Raw genomic sequence first — 18,983 nt, forward strand, 5'->3', positions numbered from 1 at the left:
GCCTTCTAAGGGAATTACTGGTACCTTCTTCGCCATTAAGAAGTATTTTTATTCCAAAATGCCGTTTTCATCTTTGAGAATATGACCATAAAAGATTCAATAGACCGCCTTCTTGAGGACCGAAAGGGCAAGATATTCCTTGCCCAGCTCAGCAGGGCAGTCGCCCAGGCTGAGCGCGCCTTTCCCCCCGATCGCACCGAAACGCTGCGCAAGTTCATCGTCGACTGCTTGGATGCAGTGCGCGACGGCCCCTTGCCCCAACAGGATTCGGGAGGTCTTGATCCGCGCGCTGCATTCTACTTGCCCATCGTGGTGCCCAATCAGGATCAGTACTTTCATCTCGATCCCGCCGAACTTTCGCCGGACGGACGACTTGTCACCCTGGTGTCCCTGAAGGTTCTGACAGAAGATCTTCTTCCGCTCGGCAAGCTTCAGGGCACGGCCAACGATGCCGATCTCGGCATCGCGGTCGCCGGCCTGACGGGCGAGGACTTCCAGCCGGATGCCCGCGTGGGTGCCGGGTGGCGTCTGCCCACGAACATCTGCTGGGCGTCCCGCTTCGACGATGTGGTAAGGGTCGCGCCGTCGCTGCGCAAACGGCGTTCGGTCCTGCCCTTCGTCGAGGCAGACCGCCTCAGGAACTACCTAGGACTCGGGCATTACGGCGAGAACACGCAATTCGTCGTGCTCATGTTCAAAGCGAATGCGCTCCGCGCACACAAGGAAGCCCCGGGCGAGAAAGTCACTCGGCCCTTCATCTTCGAAGGCGTGGGGAACCACCGCTTCACTCTGTTCGACCGCGACGGTCGCGCCGGTCCGAGGGGATGGAACCATGCGTTGGACCTCGCGCGGCTGGAAGAGAGCGAGGGCGGTCCCAAGGGCGGGTGCGAGATCGTGATGACGTCGATATCTTGCCGCGAGATCGAGCGCTGCATGATGTCGGAGCGGCTTGGCGTCTCTCCTTGCGAGAAGGACGGCGCCGACGAGCGTATTCTCGACGTGATGCTCTGGGACGAAGCGCAGGCGCGGTCCGAGACGCTCGATGCTGCCGTGCGCCGTATCGAGCGTTTCGTGGGCGGCGGCGCAGCCGGCAATGAGGGCGGCGAGGCGCGCACATGACTTCCCTTGCGGTTTTCGACGACCCAGAAAGATTGGCGCACTGGCTGATGGGTGCAGCCGCTGGCTACGGTGCAACGCTCAGACCGGATCCGCAGACAGGCGCAACCTCAGATGACGCGGCGCGTTCGGCCACCCAGTTGATGGAGGCGCGGGCCATCGCACTTCATCCATTGAGTTATTCCGAGGAATTCTCGTTCAACGACCACGTTCTACGCGCGGCGGGACGACGGGATGCGGGGATCGACGCCGGAACTGCGCGCGGACGGCTGCGTATGGCGGGTGAGATGCTCGACGATGCGCTGACATTGGCGTTGCGCCGATGGGAAAGCCGCGATGGCCCAGAAGTTCTCTACATGCTTCTGTCGCTTGCGGCCCGCAAGCGATCCGACGCGGCGTTGTCCGCGGCGCGCGAGATCTTTGCGAAGGGCCGCATGGGGTTGCTGCCGGAGAATTGGAAACGCGCAATCGGCTACCAGCTCACGGCACTCGCCCATGCGTTCGCACGTTCGCTCGACGGCCGCCAACTGCTCGAGGACATGCCGCTCAGGACCGACTACTGGACGGCGTCCTGCAGCGGGATGGTTTGTTCGGGGATCGTCCTCAATCGGCCGGAGCGCTGGCTTCCCACCGTGGAACGCTTCATCGACGATCTTGAAACGCTCGACCGTACCGTGCTGCGCGCGCAGTTCCAGAGCGTTGTGAATGCGGCCTCGCTTTCGAACGTGCTCGTCGGCACCTGCACACAGCTTCCGGTCTACTGGGGGCTCGACCTTATCGAAAAGCCGTTTCGCTCGGAACGGACGGTCCGCGTGCTCGAGGAGCTTTTCGCCGCCCAAACTGCACCAATCGACTTTCATTACTGGGGCCAACTCGCCTTCGCCTGTGGGGATGCCGAGATGATCCTCAGGGACGCCACTATGCACGACGACGTGCAGCGCGCCTTCGAGCGTTTGGCCCGAGAGCAGCATGCGACGGACGTCGACGGTGAATATATCTACCACGCTTGCGCGGAACGCTTCACGATCCTCACCGGCAAGAGCGTCAACAGCCCGGCGGCCGGTATCGACCTTCTTGCGTCGGCTGTATCGGACCGCGAGATCCTCGAGGGCGACGACATGGGCGAACCTGAAGTCATTGACGAACTTCTTGGCGACGTCGACGCCATTTTTGCCGAAGCGGGTTTGGGGTCGCTCGATAGCGCCATAAACAGATTGGCCGAAAAGTTCGGGCGTCTTGGCGGGAGAACGCTCGCATGATTTCGCATGTGCCCGAGCTGTCCCAGCGCATCTACGAGGCGTCGCGTCTGCGAGGCCTCGCCTACTTCAACGGGTTCGACAACGAATGGGTGAAAAAGACGCGTCACCAGATCCGCTATTACATCGACCCCGCCGTGGCGCTTTTGCTGTTTATCTGGCCCGGGCGGCTTCTGGACGAACGCGAGGCTGCGAACAAGACCTACCTCGCCACCATTGCCGGCGTCGACAAGGCGCAGGCGCAGGTTGTGGATGCCATCCTGAGCGGCGAGTGCCTGTTTGGCCCGGATCTTCTGAAGCGTGGCACGTCCGACCAGGGGCAGCTCGACCACAGGTTGATGCTGCCGGCGCATTGGGAAGAGTTCACTACCCGGCTGATGTCTTTCATTAAGTTCGAGGTCGGCGACGATGTAAAGGCCGTGGCCGAGGACTTTGCGAGCTCGCTCGCCAAAGCCGAGCAAATGGGACAGGCGCCAACCAAAGATGGGGGTGACGACACGATCTCCACGAGCGAAGTGCGCCGTCGCAGCGCGGACCTGAGCGAGGCGCTGGCCGAGATCGAAGACACTCGTATCATGGAACTCGCCATGCTTCGCCGCATGCGGCGGCAGAAGCTTGTCCGGCCTGCGACAGCCTTGCCGCAAGAGGTGTTCCACATCGACGTGGACGAGGTCAACGAATGGCAACGTCGCTTGCGCGAAGCAGGAAAGACGCGCTCTGTCAGGCCGGACGCCATCGTCCTCGCGCAACTGGACCGGTTAAACGCGATAGAGCAGCGCAAACCGCGCGGTTCGCAACGTGTGCTCCATACGCTCGTGACTGGCGACGGCCACATGCATCAGGCCTATTTCGCGCGCCGTATGGAAGAGGCGGCCGCGTCAGGTCTTTATGAATACGATGCCGACGAGACGCTTCTTCCGGATTGGGACGAGCACCTGTATTCGAGCTTCGTCCAAGATTACCATCTTCGGCACCCTGCGCAGTTCGTCCCGACCCTTAACCAGAGGGAGCTTGCCAACCAGATCGACTCCACGCGGCTGTTCGAGGACATCGTGGACGCGACGGAGACCTTTCTCGTCGGCGTCACCGACAGCGAGGCCCGCGCCCTGCATCTGTCGGTGCAGGCGGTGCTTGGCGAACGGGCGATCCGCGCGCAGATCGACGGCCATCTGCGGCATGCTCGCCCCGCCGATCTTCACGCTGCATCGGAAACAGCGGGCGAACTGCTCGAACGCTGGGACGAACTCATGGGGCAGACGATCCTCGTCAATCAGGCCACACTCATGGCCCGCATCCTCGCTGCGCGCGAGACCTATGACGAGGCCCGCTCTTCGCCATCGTCGTTTCAGAAAATGCTCGAACAGATGCAGAGCGAGCTCGTGGGCGACGTGAAAGAAATGGGCGTCTATATCTCTGCGCGGCTTGCCGTGGGGCAGGTCCGCAAGCGGATCGCGGCGATGACCGAGGCGGAGAAACATGAGCGCAGGATCTCGGTCAACCTTCTGTGCGACTTCTCCGATCTGATCGGAGACAGACGCATCCGAGACGTCGCCCATGCGCATGAGGAGAACGACGCCGCCGTCTTCCGGGAGATCGACAAGCGGGTCGAGCTGATTCCACCTGAGGACGCTTGGCGTATCCTGCTGTTCAGCGCAGTTCTGGCCGCGCGCGTGTCGGACTGGGATCGACTGATCTGGATTGGCGGCAGCGCGGTGGAGGCGCTCGGACAGCGCGCGAAGCCGCCGCATGAATATGCGGAGGCCGTATACGTGGTGGCGCTTGGGCACCGGATGCGCCTGTCGCCGCTCGACTACGACGAGGCGGACCGGCTCCTCCGGTGGGCCATCGACCACCACGAAAAGCTGATAGAAGCTGGCGGGGGCGGCGACGATATCCACCGACAGCAGCTCCGGCTGGCACGCGCGCTGGCGGAGCGAGGCACGCTTCGTCTGCAGGAGCAGTTCCGCCGGTTCCGGGAGCGGACGCAGGGGGACACCTCGCTGCCACCCATTTCGGAGGCCGACATGGCCGAGGGGCATGAAGGATTCGACCGCGCCCTCGCGCTTCTGAAGGAAATTGGCGAACGTCCGCACGAGACGCGGCGCCAGCAGCGCGAGGCGCGCCTGGCCAACCATGTCTGGCGGCAGGCAGCGCTGAATCGCCCGATCTTCAGCCTGCTCGGCCATTTCGTCTATCGCGACCAGGCCGATTTTCCCGACAATTTCGACGACGCCCGCTTTGTCGCAGAAGTGCGCGATGCCGAAACGGCGTGGCGCCTTCTCAAGGAGAACGCGGAAGCCAATCGCAAGGTCGGCGTGGCCGAGGCGAACAGGCATGCCGGGGTCGACGAACCCGGCCTCGACGGGATCGGCATCGATCCGAAGGACCTGTCCGTCGTGATCCGGATCGATATCGAAGTGCTCGCCTTCGCGCGCGACCATCTGCTCCGTTCGGATGCCGATGCCGATGCCGACCGGGAGGCGGCCTTCGCGAGCGCGAGACGGATCGAGACCCTCGTTAAGAGGCTCTCGGGCAGCGTGGCGACACCGAACGACCGGCGGCTTGCAGAAGAGATGTGCCGATGGGTCCTCAACGAGGTTGAGGCGATGCATGGCCAAGGTCGCGAGGCGCCGGCGGATGGCTGAGGCTGACGAGAGCGAAGGCGAATTCGACCCGACCTATCTTCACACCACGATCATCTCCCGGCCGTTGCTGGAGCTCATGGAAAAGGGCGCCGATGAAGACCGCCACGATGTCGTCATCGATCTCAACTTCAAGTACCAGCACGGCCTGGCCGCCGCGCAGGAGCGCACCCTCGAACTGATGCGCGAGCGACTGGAGGTCACGGAGGAACAGATCGACCGCCGGAAGACGAAGCTTTCACCGCAATACGTCATGGGTGCCTTGACCGCGGCGCAGATCAGGGGCCTGGCGGACCTCGTCTATAGCGGCATGTACGACGACTGGCCGAGCGAGTTCGTGAACCGCACGGTCTTCATGATCTGGCCGGATTTCGGGCTCGACGCGCATATCGTGAAGTCGGCGGCCACAGTGAAGGCGGATGCTGCGCAGCGGTCCTTCAGCGCTGACGGTTCGGATATCGTCTGGGCAGTCGTGGATTCCGGCGTGGATGGCGGACACGCACACTTCCGGCGTCATGGAACCCTCGACCTGAGCAGCCTTGAAACGCCGCTCAAGCACCTCGACTTCACGAACGACTTCAATGGTGCGGGATCGACCAGCGTCGACCCTCTGGCGCCATCGCCGGAAGAGCAGAAAGCGGCACTCACAGATGAACTCGGCCACGGAACGCATGTCGCCGGGATCATCGCGGGGGCCTATCAGCAGGACCCGGCGGAAATTGCCGAGATGACCTTGCGGGATGTGCCGGACGCCGGGGTGGAGTTAGGCGACGGTCCGCCCGGGGGCCGATTTCCAGAGCCGGCCGAAATCTCGCGGCTGCGCCAGACGCCGGCGGGTACAAAGGATTTTTATAATTACACGGTCGAGACTGTCAGGGGAATCGCGCCGCGCGCCAAGATCGTGAGCTACAAGGTCTTGGACGCGCAGGGGGCCGGCAAGATGTCGAACATTCTTGCCGCGCTGGCCCACATACAGTCGGTGAACGAACACGGACGATGGATGCGGATCCACGGTGTCAATCTCAGCGTCGGCTATGGCTTCAATCCGGAATGGTTCGCCTGCGGGCAGAGCCCTCTCTGTGTCGAGGTGAATAGGTTGGTGCGGTCGGGCGTGGTCGTCGTGGTGTCCGCGGGCAATTCGGGCTACGGCTCGAAAATTACGAAGATGACGGGCACTATCAGGGCCGGGATGCTGATGACGATCAACGATCCCGGCAACGCGGATCTCGCGATCACGGTCGGTTCGACGCATCGCGAGATGCCGCATGTGTTCGGAGCATCCTATTTCTCTTCGAAGGGGCCGACGGGAGACGGGCGCCGAAAGCCCGACCTATTGGCCCCCGGCGAGCGGATCGTGTCCTGCGCTGCGGGCACCTACGCGGCGGAGCGGACTCACGGCGGCGACCCTTCGCGCCTCTACCTGGACAGGTCGGGAACCTCGATGGCCGCACCGCACGTCTCCGGCGCCATCGCGGCCTTCCTCTCGATCCGGCGGGAGTTCATCGGGCAGCCGGAACGGGTCAAGCGAATCTTCCTCGACACCGCCACAGATCTTGGACGCGACCCTTACATGCAGGGCGCGGGGATGCTCGACCTGATGCGCGCGATCCAGTCCGTCTGAAGGCTACGAAGGGGAGGCAGAACCCATGTCGGACATACCCAATTTTCCGTCGATCCTCCTGCGCTACGGGCGCAACGGCCGGGCGCTTGACCCGCGCCACGCCGAGGCCGTGCGCGCCTTCGCGGCGTCAGAGGCACTCGATGATCTGCTTGTCTTGTCACATGGCTGGAACAACACCGACCGCGAGGCCATGGCGCTTTACGCCGGTCTTGCCGCGCATCTGGTGTTGCAGATCCCGAGTGTCGGCGGCCTTTCCGGACGCAGGATCGGGCTTCTGGGCGTCATCTGGCCGTCGAAAGCGTTCGCGAAACTTGAACGCAACCCCGCCGCATCAAACGGGGCCGCAAGTGCCGGTGTTCCTGGCGCGGATGACGACGACCTCCAGGCGCTTCTAGAGGAACTCGCCGACGAGGCGTCGCCGGAGGCGCGCGACTGGCTTCAAATTGCAGCCATCGCAGCGCGTTCAGACGAGGCCGCCTTTCCAAAGTTCATGCAGGCGCTTCCCGCCGCCTTGCCAGTCGACGACGTCGCCGAGGGAGCCGACCGGGCGCTCTTTGATCCGCCAGACCCGGAAGCGGCCATTCGGATGAGCGACACCAGCGCCGACACGGCAGAGGCGGACGATTGGGAGCTGGGCGGGGGCGGGGCCGCCGGGGCCTCGGGGCGTGGACTCGCCGGCGCGGTTGGCAATGTCGTGAATCTCGCCACGTTCTACATGATGAAGCGACGCGCCGGGCTGGTCGGAAACCATGGGCTTGCCAAGACGCTGGTCGGGCTGCGGCAGGCGCATCCGGGCCTGAGGCTGCACATGGCCGGGCACAGCTTCGGCGCGCGCCTCGTCACCTACGCGACCCTTGCGCTGAACGGCCATCCAGCCTCCGCGCCCCATAGCCTGTCGCTGCTACAGGCGGCCTTCTCGCATAACAGCTTCTCAGGAAGCTTTCCCGCGCCGCGGGGCGGTTTCTTCCGGGATGTCGTTGCGAAGCCCTGCGTTGAGGGGCCGATCCTCGTCACCCATACCCACAACGATTGGCCGGTGACCGTGGCCTACGCGCTGGCCTCCCGGCTCGCCGGTCAAAACTTTTCGGCCCTTCCGAGCTCCGAACCGAGCCAGTGGGGCGGTCTCGGCTCGAACGGCGCACAGAAGACCGAAGAGGCCGTCGCGAGCGAGTTGCTTCCGCCGGGCGGCCGTTACACGTTGGGCCCGGGACGGGTCTTCAACCTGCGCGCAGACCGCTTCATCAAGGGTCACTCGGACATTCTGAACGATGCCGTCGGGTATGCCATCGCGCATGCCATGGCCGCGAGCTAGCGGGTGCGTTTGCCCATGATGTACCGCTGTACCGCCTCGCTGACCGGCGGGGTCGGCGCAACGTTATCGCCTTCCGTGTAAAGCATGATCAAGTGCGAGCAACCGCGTTAGGGCAATGGCGCCTGCGGAAGCGATAGATTTGGTGCGGGGCGTCGCCGACCTCGGCCAAGACCACTCCGTCGCGGTTGCGATCGTGACTATAGCTTGGTTTGGAATCGACGAAAGCGAATGGGTTCAGTGCTTTTCCAAGTTGGACAGGCGCTTGAAATCTTCAAGCTTGTTCATGACGGTCAAACGGCGGCGTGTTTTGTCTGGAATGCCAATGAGCACTTCGTTGCGATGCTTGGCATGTCGAAGCGGTGGAGCGGATGGCGGTCATAGCCGGTCTCCTCAGCAGTGTGGTTCAACAAGACCACTGTCGAGACCTGAGACCCGGTTATGGCCACCCGCTGCGCGATGTGAGAGCCGCGCGGGTGACGATAAGCCATCGGCAACGCATTTTCCTGACGTGCTACGGCACTGAAATGACCAGCAACACGATGCTGAAATGGCAGGAAGATCGCAAAGTCGGTTGGCATGACATCGCACCGGGCAAGCCCATGCAGAACGGTCTGGTCGCAACCTTCAACAGGCGCATTCGCGAGGCTTGCCTGAATGAACACCTGGTCCCGTCTCTGCGCCATGCCTGCCGCATGATTGCGGCATGGCGCGTCGACGACAATCGCCACCGCCCGCATTCGAGCCTCGGCGGGCTCACATCGGGGGAATATCACCAATGGTCAGAAGAGGACCAAACCCCGAACAGAGCGAACCGATGAACGCGGACTCAACGGGGAACAGGTCAGCGGCAATGCTCGTCCACTTCTAGAACAACGCGTGTGCACGAGATGTCACCAGCGCGTCTATTCTGGCCTCCGCCATGCTGCGTCCCGGCGGTTGTTTGAGCGCAGCAAGAAGCAAGGTTCGACGGGCCGTGTTTCGAAATGTGAAATGACCTCCGATCCTCTAATGGGCTCGGAGCCGTCATTCGATGCAGCATGTGCCAATGTCGGCTCCGCGGACCTGGCAGCATTCGCCGTTGCCGGGACCCATGTCGGTTTTCTTGTTCCTTGCCTTCGATCACCTGACACCGAAGCTGTGCTCGGCCGCCCAAGCCTGATCCATCATGAAATCGACAAACAGATGCGCAAGCCCATCTTTGGGGCTGTTCGCTGGATAGATCGCGTAGACGTCGATCGGTCGTAGTTTTGCCCGCGGCACCAGATGGACCAGACGTCCGGCGCGAATGTCATCGGCAACGAGCGGGTAGGTTTCGATCATGAAGCCCAGCCCCTCATCAACGAACTTCCGGGCCATCGCAAAATTGTTGCAGGTCGCTACGATCCTCGGTGTCCCTTTGGGCGCTGTCCCATCGACCAAAGTCGCGAAATCGATCCATGATATCGGTGGGCTTTGGATCCAGTCCCAATCGGCAAGATCGTCAATCGACTGCGGTTCTGGCCGGCCCTGCACGTAGGACGGCGCGGCGAAGATACAGAACTGAACATTGCCCAGCTTGCATGCCTTGTAGCTGCTGTCGTCCAGGTCCTTGGTGCGACCGCGAATGGCAACATCGATGGTCGAGCCCTCGACAGGAACGGACAGATCATCAAGTTGGATTTTCAGATGCACGTCGGGGTATGTCTGCGCAAAGCGTGTGAAGGCTTCGACATACGGGCTTTGCGCAAACGGCGTCGCAGCCGCAATCGTCAGTGTTCCAGTGGGTTGCTCCGCACGCCGCCGTACAGCGGACAGACCATCGAGGGCGGCAGCGGTCATCCGTTGGCTGGCCGCCAGCAGCTCAAGACCCGCGTCGGTCAGCGACATGCGACGGGTGGATCGGTACAGCAGCGGTGTCCCCAGCTGTTCCTCGAGTTTTGAAATGTGATGGCTGATCACCGAGGGCGATAGGTTCAGCACCTTCGCAGCCTGCCGAAACGATCCAAGCTCAGCCACCGCTTGGAAGATCGCCATGGTCCTGAGCTGATCAATCATTGTTCGACCCGATGAAACTATAAAACCGATAATGCATGTATACCCGCACTAATCCGATCGTGTCATCCTTCAGCAAGCCGACCTGAGGGCCGGCCCAACCCAAGGTTTGAAGGGACACATCATGACCATGCTCGTATCTGTTTGCCGCGTTTCTCACATCCCCGTCGGGGCCGAGCTGGACGACTTCCATAAAGCCCACCGAGAGGTCTTCGGCGATGCCGTGGGCGAAATGACGTTTCTGCGCGACCCGCAGGACGCCAACCAGGCCGCTGTTGTCGGTCAGGTCCACGATCTCGACAAGATGCGCGAGATCAGCCGCACGCCGGCCGGCGATGCCATGATGCGAAAGTTCGGGTTTGTCGAGCAACTCAACTACTTCCTCGAAGAGGCGTAAACCCATGTGGTTCTGGCGCTCGCATTCATTGACCGACAATGAGAAAGCGGTGGTCCAATGCGGGGTTTCGGAACCCGAGATGTCACCTCAGAGTCGGTTCGATCTACGACTTGCGCAATGGACCTACGCGCGACAGCACCCCGGTGGATTTCTGCCCGGCCTCTCTTGATGGCCTTTGGGTGCAATCAATTTGCACGATCTGCAACGTCTTGCCGGTCGTGCATCTTTTGACTCCCCGGTGGACACGAACTTAGACGGTCGTCGAAATAAACGGTCGCATGCGCGGACGACCAAACTCCGGGCAGCATCGTGTACTTTCGGGCTCGACGCTAACCTTTGCTGCACCGATCACCGACGGCAAGGTAGGGCCGCGAGTGACCGAGTGATCCACGTCGGGCTGCCCTCGCTCAGCCCATGTATCAAGTCAGAATTTCGTTTCGGCGTCCGTCGTGCCCTCGGGAATGATCCCGCAACGCCCTCCCCAGCCCAGGGCAGGCCGGGCCGTGACAACGACCTCAAGATCAGCGAGTTTTATAGGCAAACCTCTGGGCAGGTGACCAACATGAGCGACACGATCACGCTTCGGCGCCTAAGTCCCGACGATCTGGAAACGCTTCTCGCGGTTCGGCATGGACTATTCGATAACGCTGTGCTGCCCGAACAGGCCAAGGCGTTTCTGGCCGATCCCCTGCACGAGATCATGCTGGCCTTTGATGGGGCGGAGGCTGTCGGCATGGCAACCGGTAAGATCATGCTGCATCCGGACAAGCAGCCTGCATTCTTTATCGCCGAAGTCGGTGTGCGAGACGAATACCAGCGGCAAGGCATCGCCAAGCGGCTTTTTGACGCGCTGATGCAGCATGCGCGCGACCGGGGCTGCAAGGGCATATGGCTGGCGACGGAGGCCGACAATCTACCTGCCCGGGCGCTCTACCGGTCGCTGGACGCGCGCGAGACCGGCGGAATCGTCGTCTATGACTGGGACGGCGCGATGGACGGGTAAGATGGTTTGGGTCCATTCCGCAACACGGCCCAATCAGTTGAAACGATCTCGTTTCGGCGCAGCGACAGTCGGCAATTCGGAATGCGCCCGAAGAATCCGACAGGCGGGTTGAGAATCCGCAATAGACCGAAAACCCCCATGCACACTCGAGTGTTCGGATCCGAATTTAATCCGAGGGCGCAATGATGACGCGCTTACTCACACGGTCCGACATCCGTGGACACGTCGACGTCAAGCGTATCGTCACCAATCTGCACTCTGATCGAGCTAAGTACGTCCCCGGATCGCAAGATGTAGCTTGTCTCGTCAGGACCGGTCGAAGGCGTCTTGCCGTCGATGGACCTGACCTGCTGTCCCGGCGATATGGCGATGGCCAGTTCCCGACTTGCAGTGCATCCGACCGTCAGGATCCGGCCTCCGGGCAGGTCCCGAAACAAGGCCTCCAACCCGGTCGCCGTCCAGTTCGCGGCGCGGCGCCAATCGTCCTGCACCGAACTTGGCGGAGGCGGGGCAGGCGAGGGGGAGGCGCCGTCATCCGGGCGAGGCTGCGCGGCTGAAGCGGTCGGCGTTTCGGAATTCGTCAGGGCCGCCAGGCGCGCCGGCCCCATGTTCCGGATTGCATCCTCGCAGGCGCTCTCCCCGGCGGCCCAACCGGTCATCGACGGCGCCGCCTCGTCATAGGACTTGCTGTCTGTGTTCGGGTTGTACCGTTCCGGCACACTGCGCCAGAACTGCACCAGTAAGACCGGCTGCCCTTCCGAAGACGGCGTCGCATGGACGATGCAGCTGGCGAGGTGATCGTCGGCGTTCCCCCGGAATGGTGCCTCGAGCGCCATGCCGTTCTGGACAAGCGGCAAGCTCTTGTCGCCTTGCGCCATCTTGGTGCCGCCAGCTCCGGAGAGGGCAACGGACCAGACCGAGAAATCGATCGTCGTCACGAAGGACGGATCGAACCCGCCAGCTTGCCCAGGCCCGTAAAAACCGCCCATGTAGCCCAGATCACTGTAATCGTGGAAATAGTAGATCTTGCCGATCTCGCGTGCGACAGGCGGCGGCAGGCCGCCTTCCTCCGCGACTTGCGGAACCAGCGCTTCGTTGATCTCGACACCCGCCGCCACCGCGGCCCGGAACGCATCGCCGATGGGCAGCACGGCCCCCGCGCCATTGCCGGCCCGCGCCACGATCCCCACGAGCCCGTTCACAGGGTGGGCCACCGGCGCGCCCGCGGTCAGAGCTGTGATCGCGGGATCGCGCAGGATCGCAAGTCCCGCGCTCTGGCCCGAGGGCGCAACGGGTGCGACCGGCATCTCCCAGCCGCCTAAGTCGTTCTGGGTCATGAAAGACAGAGCGTCGCCGCTGGCCGGGTCGTACTGGCTGACCAGCGGCATGCGCGTCATTTGCAAAGCGCCCGCCCTGGCCAACATGTCGTCCGAGCTGACCTGCGCATCGAGCAGGATCAGCATGTCATAACCGGGCAGACCCCTTGTGCGGGTGACCGCGTGACAAGGCCCTTCGGCCCAGATCCGAACGCAAGCCGCGTCGAGATCGCCAACGGAGGAAACAGTCAGGTAGGTCAGGTCGCCAGCCGCACCGCCCGTGACGGTCGCCGTGGCCACGGGCGTGCCCTCTGGCGCCTCGATCATCGCCGCGAAGATGCCCAACTCGTACTCGATTTGCGCCGCGGCAAGGCTCGGGAACAGGGCGCAAAGGAGGGGGAAGACGTATCTCATTTCAGCGGCTCCAGTTTCGAGCCGTTCCAGATCCAGATGACATCGCAGACCTGCGCCGGGCCGCCGCAGGTGGCGCCCTGCGTGGTCGTCTTCAGCGCCTTCACGCCGAAGGCCCGATCCACCAGTTCCGGGTTGACGCCCAGCACCTGCTGGCGGCTTTGCGTTTCGGTAAAGGCGATCTCGATCGTGCAGAGCGCGGCGCCACAAAAGCCGGCGCCGCGGCCCTTGGACCGGTCGTCGCAGGTCACACCACCCCAATCGAGTACGAAATCCGGGATATCGTCCCCATCCAGCCGACCCGTCATCTCGGCCTCGTCGGAGATGGAATAGCCGCCGGCGCACTGGGTCGCGATCAATTGGCCGAAATACACGATGCGGCCCGCCTCGGATGCACCCGTCGCGGCGGTCGCATCGCGCCCGCATCCATCGAGTACCTGGCTGATGGCGCGCGAGGAGCCGCGAAGAGGGACACCCACCTCGGCCTCTCCGGGCACTGCCACCACGGCGCGCGAGCCCGCCCGAAGCGCGGCGATCAACCCGTCCGATGGCGCACCGGTCCAGAGCCCATCTGCCGGCAGGTGCAGACCGGTCACGTAGAACCTTTGGCCGTCGACGATGACCGAAAAGGATTCCTCGCGGTCAGGCCCCGCCTTCGCAGCCGCCCAGCCCTGGGTCCACAGCAACGGCTCCCCCTCGCGACACATGACGGCCAGCGCTCCGAAGCCACGGTCGGTCACACCAAAGGCCGAGACGGTGCCTTCATAGAGTTCGGACCCTGGGCCGACCCGCCATTGCGCCAGTACCGAGTGAGGGGCCAACACGAGAAATATGATCAGAGCAAAAAAACGAGACATAAAATAATCTCCGCAATACCAATAATTCATCCTCGGCGATCGAGTTCATCGGTCAAGAAGATTTCGGTCGCCGTCAACGGGAGTCGGTTTGAACAAAAGTTTCGGTACCCAGCCCGGCGAGATGTCGCTCAGCTTGGATGGAGGCGCATTAATCTACGTTCTAGGATCGAAACGGACCTTGGGCGAGAGGTTCGCGAAGGCTCGCCAAATGCCGTTCGCGATGGCAGGGCCTGTATGGACAGTTAGGGCGTGGGTCGCTATCGGTTAAGCCTTCCCTCCAAATGTGTTCGCGGAAAATGCGGTCTGGCCGAGGCGCTACTGGGCCTTGACGTCTTGGTCGCGGGCTTCGAGAACGGTTTGACCTCGATCGCCGCAGCAAGGACAGGCCGATGAAGTTCCGCTTTCCCATTGTCATCATCGACGAGGACTTCCGGTCCGAGAACACGTCGGGTTTCGGCATCCGCGCACTTGCGCAGGCCTTCGAAAACGAGGGGTTCGAGGTGCTGGGCGCGACGAGCTACGGCGACCTGTCGCAGTTCGCCCAGCAGCAGAGCCGCGCCTCCGCTTTCGTCTTGTCGATCGACGATGAGGAGTTCAGCCCGGGCCCTGATCTCGATCCTGCGGTTCTGAATCTTCGCAGCTTCATCGAGGAAGTCCGGTCGAAAAACGAAGAAGTCCCGATCTACGTCTACGGCGAGACCAAGACCTCGCGACACCTGCCCAACGACGTTCTGCGCGAGCTGCACGGCTTCATCCATGCCTTCGAGGACACGCCCGAATTCGTTGCCCGCCACATCCTCCGGGAAGCGAAAAACTATCTTGAAGGGATCCAGCCGCCGTTCTTCAAGGCACTGCTCGACTACGCCGAGGACGGCTCGTATTCATGGCACTGCCCGGGCCATTCGGGCGGGGTCGCGTTCCTGAAATCCCCGATCGGACAGATGTATCACCAGTTCTACGGTGAGAACATGCTGCGCGCCGATGTCTGCAACTCGGTCGAGGAGCTGGGACAGCTTCTGGATCACAACGGCGCCATCGGTGCATCGGAGCGCAACGCGGCGCGGATCTTCAACGCCGATCATTGCTACTTCGTGACCAACGGGACCTCGACCTCGAACAAGATGGTCTGGCACCACAATGTGGCGCCCGGCGACGTGGTGATCGTGGATCGCAATTGCCACAAGTCGATCCTGCATTCGATCATCATGACAGGCGCGATCCCGGTCTTCCTGAAGCCCACGCGCAACCATTGGGGCATCATCGGTCCGATCCAGCGCTCGGAGTTCGAACCCGAGGCGATCCGAGCCAAGATCCGTGCCAACCCGCTGCTCGAAAATGTCGATCCCGACACGGTAAAGCCGCGCATCCTGTCGCTGACGCAATCGACCTATGACGGGGTTCTCTACAATACCGAGGTGGTGAAGGAACTGCTCGACGGCTATGTCGAGACTTTGCACTTCGACGAGGCCTGGCTGCCCCATGCCGCCTTCCACCCGTTCTACGGAAGCTATCACGCCATGGGGCGCAAGCGGCCGCGCACCAAGCACTCGGTGACCTACGCCACCCAATCGGTGCATAAGCTCCTGGCCGGAATCAGCCAAGCCAGCCACATCCTCGTGCAGGATTCGGAAACGACGAAGCTCGACCGTCACCTCTTCAACGAAGCTTATCTCATGCACACCTCGACGAGCCCGCAATACTCGATCATCGCGAGCTGCGATGTCGCGGCGGCGATGATGGAGCCGCCGGGCGGGACGGCTCTGGTCGAGGAAAGTCTCACCGAGGCGCTCGACTTCCGCCGTGCCATGCGCAAGGTCGACGAGGAATACGGCAACGACTGGTGGTTCCAGGTCTGGGGCCCGGACAGGCTGGCCGAAGACGGCATCGGCCGCGCCGCGGACTGGGAGCTGAAGAAGACCGACCGGGAGGCGGTCGACAGTTCGGGTGAGGATGCGTGGCACGGCTTTGGCGACATGGCGCGCGGCTTCAACATGCTGGACCCGATCAAGGCGACGATCATCACCCCGGGGCTGAACATCGACGGACATTTCGATGAGACGGGGATCCCGGCGTCCATCGTCTCGAAATACCTGGCCGAGCATGGTGTCGTAGTCGAGAAGACGGGTCTATACAGCTTCTTCATCATGTTCACCATCGGCATCACCAAAGGCCGCTGGAACACGCTTCTCGCCGCGCTCCAGCAGTGCAAGGACGATTACGACCGCAACCAGCCGCTCTGGCGGGTGATGCCCGAGTTCTGCGCCAAGCAGCCGCGTTACGAGCATATGGGGCTCAAGGATCTCTGCCAGCACGTCCATACGCTTTATGCGAAATACGACGTGGCGCGGCTGTCGACCGAGATCTATCTCGGCGATCACCGCCCGGCCATGTCGCCCGCCGAGGCGTTTTCACAGATCGCGCGGCGCAACACCGATCGGGTCGCCATCGACGACCTCGAAGGCCGCGTGACCACCAGCCTTGTCACGCCGTATCCACCGGGCATCCCTCTGCTCATACCCGGCGAGGTGTTCAGCGCGGAAATCGTGAAATACCTTCAATTCAACCGCGAATTCGCGCGCGAGTGCCCCGGTTTCGAGACCGATATCCACGGTCTGCTACACGAGCTCGGGGACAATGGCGAGGTCAGGTACTTCGCGGATTGCGTCGCCGAGTGAACGGCGAACCAGCATTTGCGTGGGGACGGACAGCCGCGAGGTCCCCTTCGGCGTGAAAGGCTACTGGAATGGAGACGCGTCTTCGCAATCGGCCCTGGTTTGGTCCGATAGTGCTGCCTCTGGGTCTTCGGAGTATTCAGCGCGAAGGTCCTGTCAGGGCCGAAAGGCGGCTTTTCTGATCTTTGGAAAGGGGCGGGTACCCGCTGTCTGTCGAGCTATTCCGGCAGATCCGCTTCCGCGAGCCCACTTGCATATGCGTTCTGGAACTCCGGGTCTTGCGGAAGTTGCGATCGTCTCAGCGGGCGAAGGTGTTCAGTCTGAAATACAGATCGGTGTCCGTGGCCTCATGGGCGCGCTCCAAATGAAAAATCTCCGCGAAAAGGTGCATCGCGGAATGTGTGGAAATATAAGAGAGAGCCTCAGTGCGGGTGACCTGCTCCCCTGAAAAGTCCTCGCTTTGAGGTTAGCCTGCTCTCCAACTGAGGAGACAGACGATGAAGAAAAGCCGTTTCAGCGAAGCGCAGATCATTGGCATCTTGAAGGAGCACCAGGCGGGCATGAGCGCGCCCGATCTGTGCCGGAAGCATGGGATCAGCGATGCGACGTTCTACAACTGGCGTCGGAAGTATAGCGGCATGGAAGTGGCCGACGCCAAGCGGCTAGACGCCGGACAGGTCGCGCGTCTCGCCCGGGTCCTTCGAAACGTCGAAGAGTTGCCACTGGTCCTTCCCGAAGGGCTTGGGCATCCAGACGGCCTTGTAGGAGCCCGAGCGCGCAAACTGCGCACCGAAATACTGCCCCGCGACGATCCCGCCGTCACTGCGCGGGTTCTTCGACTGGCCCGTCAGCAGCGGCACCCAGGAGCGCCCTTGCATTCCGCGACCATTGGCACCCGCGAGCGTCGCCGGAATGTCCTTGACGTGCATCAGCGCCCCCCGGTTGATCCGGCCGCCCTTCATGCCCTTGTGCCAGACGATCAGCGGCGACCGGATTCCACCCTCGAAGGCCGAGCCCTTGTAGCCGCTGAACGGCGTCGCCGAGACCTGCGCCCAGGGCGCGCCATAGGCCATGTAACTGTAGCTCCGACCCCATGAAGCGAACTGGGTGTCGTAGTTGTTCGGATACCAGGCAGACCCGGAAAGCGCCGGGCGCTGCTTGGCCTGCTGGATCGGGTCGTTGCCCTCGGGCCCGTTGTCCGAGAAGAAGAGGATATAGGTGTTGTCCAGCTGCCCGGACTTCTCGAGATACTTGATCAGCTCGCCGACCTGGAAATCCAGGTACTCGACCATCGAGGCGTAGACCTCCATCCGGCGCGACTGCTGCACCTGCGCCGCACCGAGCAAATCGTCGTAGGACGGGATGTACCAGAGCCTGGGTGCCAGCTGGGCCGAGTTCGAGACGATGCCCAACCGCTTCTGCCGTGCCAGCCGCTGGCGCCGCAGATCGTCCCAGCCCATGTCGTACTTGCCCTTGTACTTCCAGAGCCAGCGCTTCGGTACCTGAAGCGGATCGTGCGGCGCCTGGAAGGCGAGGTAGGCGAAGAAGGGTTGGCCCGACTTGCGGCCCTCGTCGATATAGGACTTGAGCTTGTCGGTGAAGGTCAGCGAGGAGTAGTAGCCGCGGGGAAGTTTTCTCAGGTAGGCGTTGTCCTCGACGAACTCGTTGATCGGGCTGTCCTGGTTTGCGCCCCGCAGGTCGAAGTGGCTTCCGGCTACGTTCAGAAGCGAGAAGCTGCGGTCAAAGCCTCGTGCAGCCGGAATGTGCCTCGGAGAATGGCCAAGGTGCCACTTCCCGGCCATGTAGGTGCGGTATCCGGCCGCCTTCAGCCGCTCGGCGATGGTGGGGACGCGGGTCGACAGGACGCCCTCGTACCCCTCGAGGCCCAATTGGTTGGGCGCGGTCCGTTCGTACATGTTGCCGAGCCCGACGCGGTGATTGTCGATGCCGGTCAAAAGCATCGAGCGCGTGGGCGAGCAGGTGGAGCCGACATAGAACTCGGTGAAGCGCATGCCGTTCTTCGCGAGCCGGTCGAGGTTGGGGGTCCTGATCTCGCCGCCGAACGAGCCGAGGTCCGAGAACCCGAGATCGTCAGCGACGATCACGACGAAATTCGGCTTTTTGCCTTGCGCGAGCGTCGGACCGCAGAGTGCGAGGGCGGAAATGACCGCTACCAGAATTCCGAGCGTCTGCCTGAAGAAAGTGCTGCATCGAATAGAGTGTGCGTGCCCGTCCATGTCGCCCCCGGCCAGCCGAAATCGCCTGCAGGCAGCGTGTGGAAGAAAAGCGAAGCTGACGACGCTGCCTGCACGAATGAACCGATGAATGCACGAACGGCGTTTCATGTTT

General features: G+C 62.4%; 12 protein-coding genes and 2 pseudogenes. 10 read left to right on the forward strand and 4 right to left on the reverse strand.

The window, feature by feature from the left end; all coding sequences use genetic code 11:
- Positions 1 to 81: 81 nt before the first annotated feature.
- The 6 genes and pseudogenes from BW990_RS04330 to BW990_RS04355 form a co-directional block, all read left to right on the forward strand.
- Complete coding sequence (locus BW990_RS04330; RefSeq protein WP_143526075.1) at positions 82 to 1,119, forward strand: hypothetical protein; 1,038 nt, start codon at positions 82 to 84, stop codon at positions 1,117 to 1,119.
- A complete protein-coding gene (locus BW990_RS04335; protein WP_076445421.1) occupies positions 1,116 to 2,375 on the forward strand; it encodes a hypothetical protein in 1,260 nt (419 codons plus the stop codon). The genes BW990_RS04330 and BW990_RS04335 overlap by 4 nt, the downstream gene beginning before the upstream one ends.
- Positions 2,372 to 5,017 carry a hypothetical protein gene (locus BW990_RS21755; RefSeq protein ID WP_076445422.1) on the forward strand — a complete coding sequence of 882 codons (2,646 nt, stop codon included), beginning with the start codon at positions 2,372 to 2,374 and terminating at the stop codon, positions 5,015 to 5,017. Before BW990_RS04335 ends, BW990_RS21755 begins: the two co-directional genes overlap by 4 nt.
- Positions 4,983 to 6,635 carry a S8 family peptidase gene (locus BW990_RS04345; RefSeq protein ID WP_076445423.1) on the forward strand — a complete coding sequence of 551 codons (1,653 nt, stop codon included), beginning with the start codon at positions 4,983 to 4,985 and terminating at the stop codon, positions 6,633 to 6,635. Before BW990_RS21755 ends, BW990_RS04345 begins: the two co-directional genes overlap by 35 nt.
- Before the next feature lie 25 nt (positions 6,636 to 6,660).
- On the forward strand, positions 6,661 to 7,947 hold the full coding sequence (locus BW990_RS04350) for a hypothetical protein (protein ID WP_076445424.1): 1,287 nt from the start codon (positions 6,661 to 6,663) through the stop codon (positions 7,945 to 7,947).
- Between the two features lie 515 nt (positions 7,948 to 8,462).
- A pseudogene (locus BW990_RS04355) lies at positions 8,463 to 8,765 on the forward strand (integrase core domain-containing protein); the annotation flags it as partial.
- Positions 8,766 to 9,066: 301 nt separating this feature from the next.
- On the opposite strand, the gene BW990_RS04360 reads toward BW990_RS04355, so the two are convergent.
- Complete coding sequence (locus BW990_RS04360; RefSeq protein ID WP_159441605.1) at positions 9,067 to 9,960, reverse strand: LysR family transcriptional regulator; 894 nt, start codon at positions 9,958 to 9,960, stop codon at positions 9,067 to 9,069.
- Between the two features lie 142 nt (positions 9,961 to 10,102).
- Here BW990_RS04360 and BW990_RS04365 point away from each other — a divergent pair, with 142 nt between their 5' ends.
- Positions 10,103 to 10,375, forward strand: a complete 273-nt coding sequence (locus BW990_RS04365; RefSeq protein WP_076445426.1) for a hypothetical protein — start codon at positions 10,103 to 10,105, stop codon at positions 10,373 to 10,375.
- A 562-nt stretch (positions 10,376 to 10,937) separates the two neighbouring features.
- Entirely contained in the window at positions 10,938 to 11,378 is a 441-nt protein-coding gene (locus BW990_RS04370; protein WP_076446332.1) for a GNAT family N-acetyltransferase, read from the forward strand.
- Positions 11,379 to 11,572: 194 nt separating this feature from the next.
- On the opposite strand, the gene BW990_RS21760 is transcribed toward BW990_RS04370, so the two are convergent.
- Both BW990_RS21760 and BW990_RS04380 read right to left on the reverse strand, forming a co-directional pair.
- The gene (locus tag BW990_RS21760) at positions 11,573 to 13,039 is read right to left on the reverse strand and encodes a hypothetical protein (RefSeq protein WP_159441606.1); all 1,467 of its coding nucleotides are present in this window, start codon (positions 13,037 to 13,039) and stop codon (positions 11,573 to 11,575) included.
- Between the two features lie 65 nt (positions 13,040 to 13,104).
- A complete protein-coding gene (locus BW990_RS04380) occupies positions 13,105 to 13,929 on the reverse strand; it encodes a hypothetical protein (RefSeq protein ID WP_159441607.1) in 825 nt (274 codons plus the stop codon).
- Between the two features lie 422 nt (positions 13,930 to 14,351).
- Between BW990_RS04380 and BW990_RS04385 the strand changes: the two genes are divergently transcribed.
- The gene (locus BW990_RS04385; RefSeq protein WP_076445435.1) at positions 14,352 to 16,637 is read left to right on the forward strand and encodes an arginine/lysine/ornithine decarboxylase; all 2,286 of its coding nucleotides are present in this window, start codon (positions 14,352 to 14,354) and stop codon (positions 16,635 to 16,637) included.
- A gap of 494 nt (positions 16,638 to 17,131) precedes the next feature.
- Positions 17,132 to 17,305 (forward strand): annotated as a pseudogene (gene tnpA / locus BW990_RS04390) (IS66 family insertion sequence element accessory protein TnpA); the annotation flags it as partial.
- Here the strand turns inward: tnpA and BW990_RS04395 are convergent.
- On the reverse strand, positions 17,297 to 18,979 hold the full coding sequence (locus BW990_RS04395; protein WP_083950476.1) for an arylsulfatase: 1,683 nt from the start codon (positions 18,977 to 18,979) through the stop codon (positions 17,297 to 17,299). The pseudogene tnpA and the gene BW990_RS04395 sit on opposite strands and share 9 nt — an antisense overlap.
- Positions 18,980 to 18,983: the final 4 nt, after the last annotated feature.

This window comes from Roseivivax lentus, assembly GCF_900156805.1.
Classification (GTDB): Bacteria; Pseudomonadota; Alphaproteobacteria; order Rhodobacterales; family Rhodobacteraceae; genus Roseivivax; species Roseivivax lentus.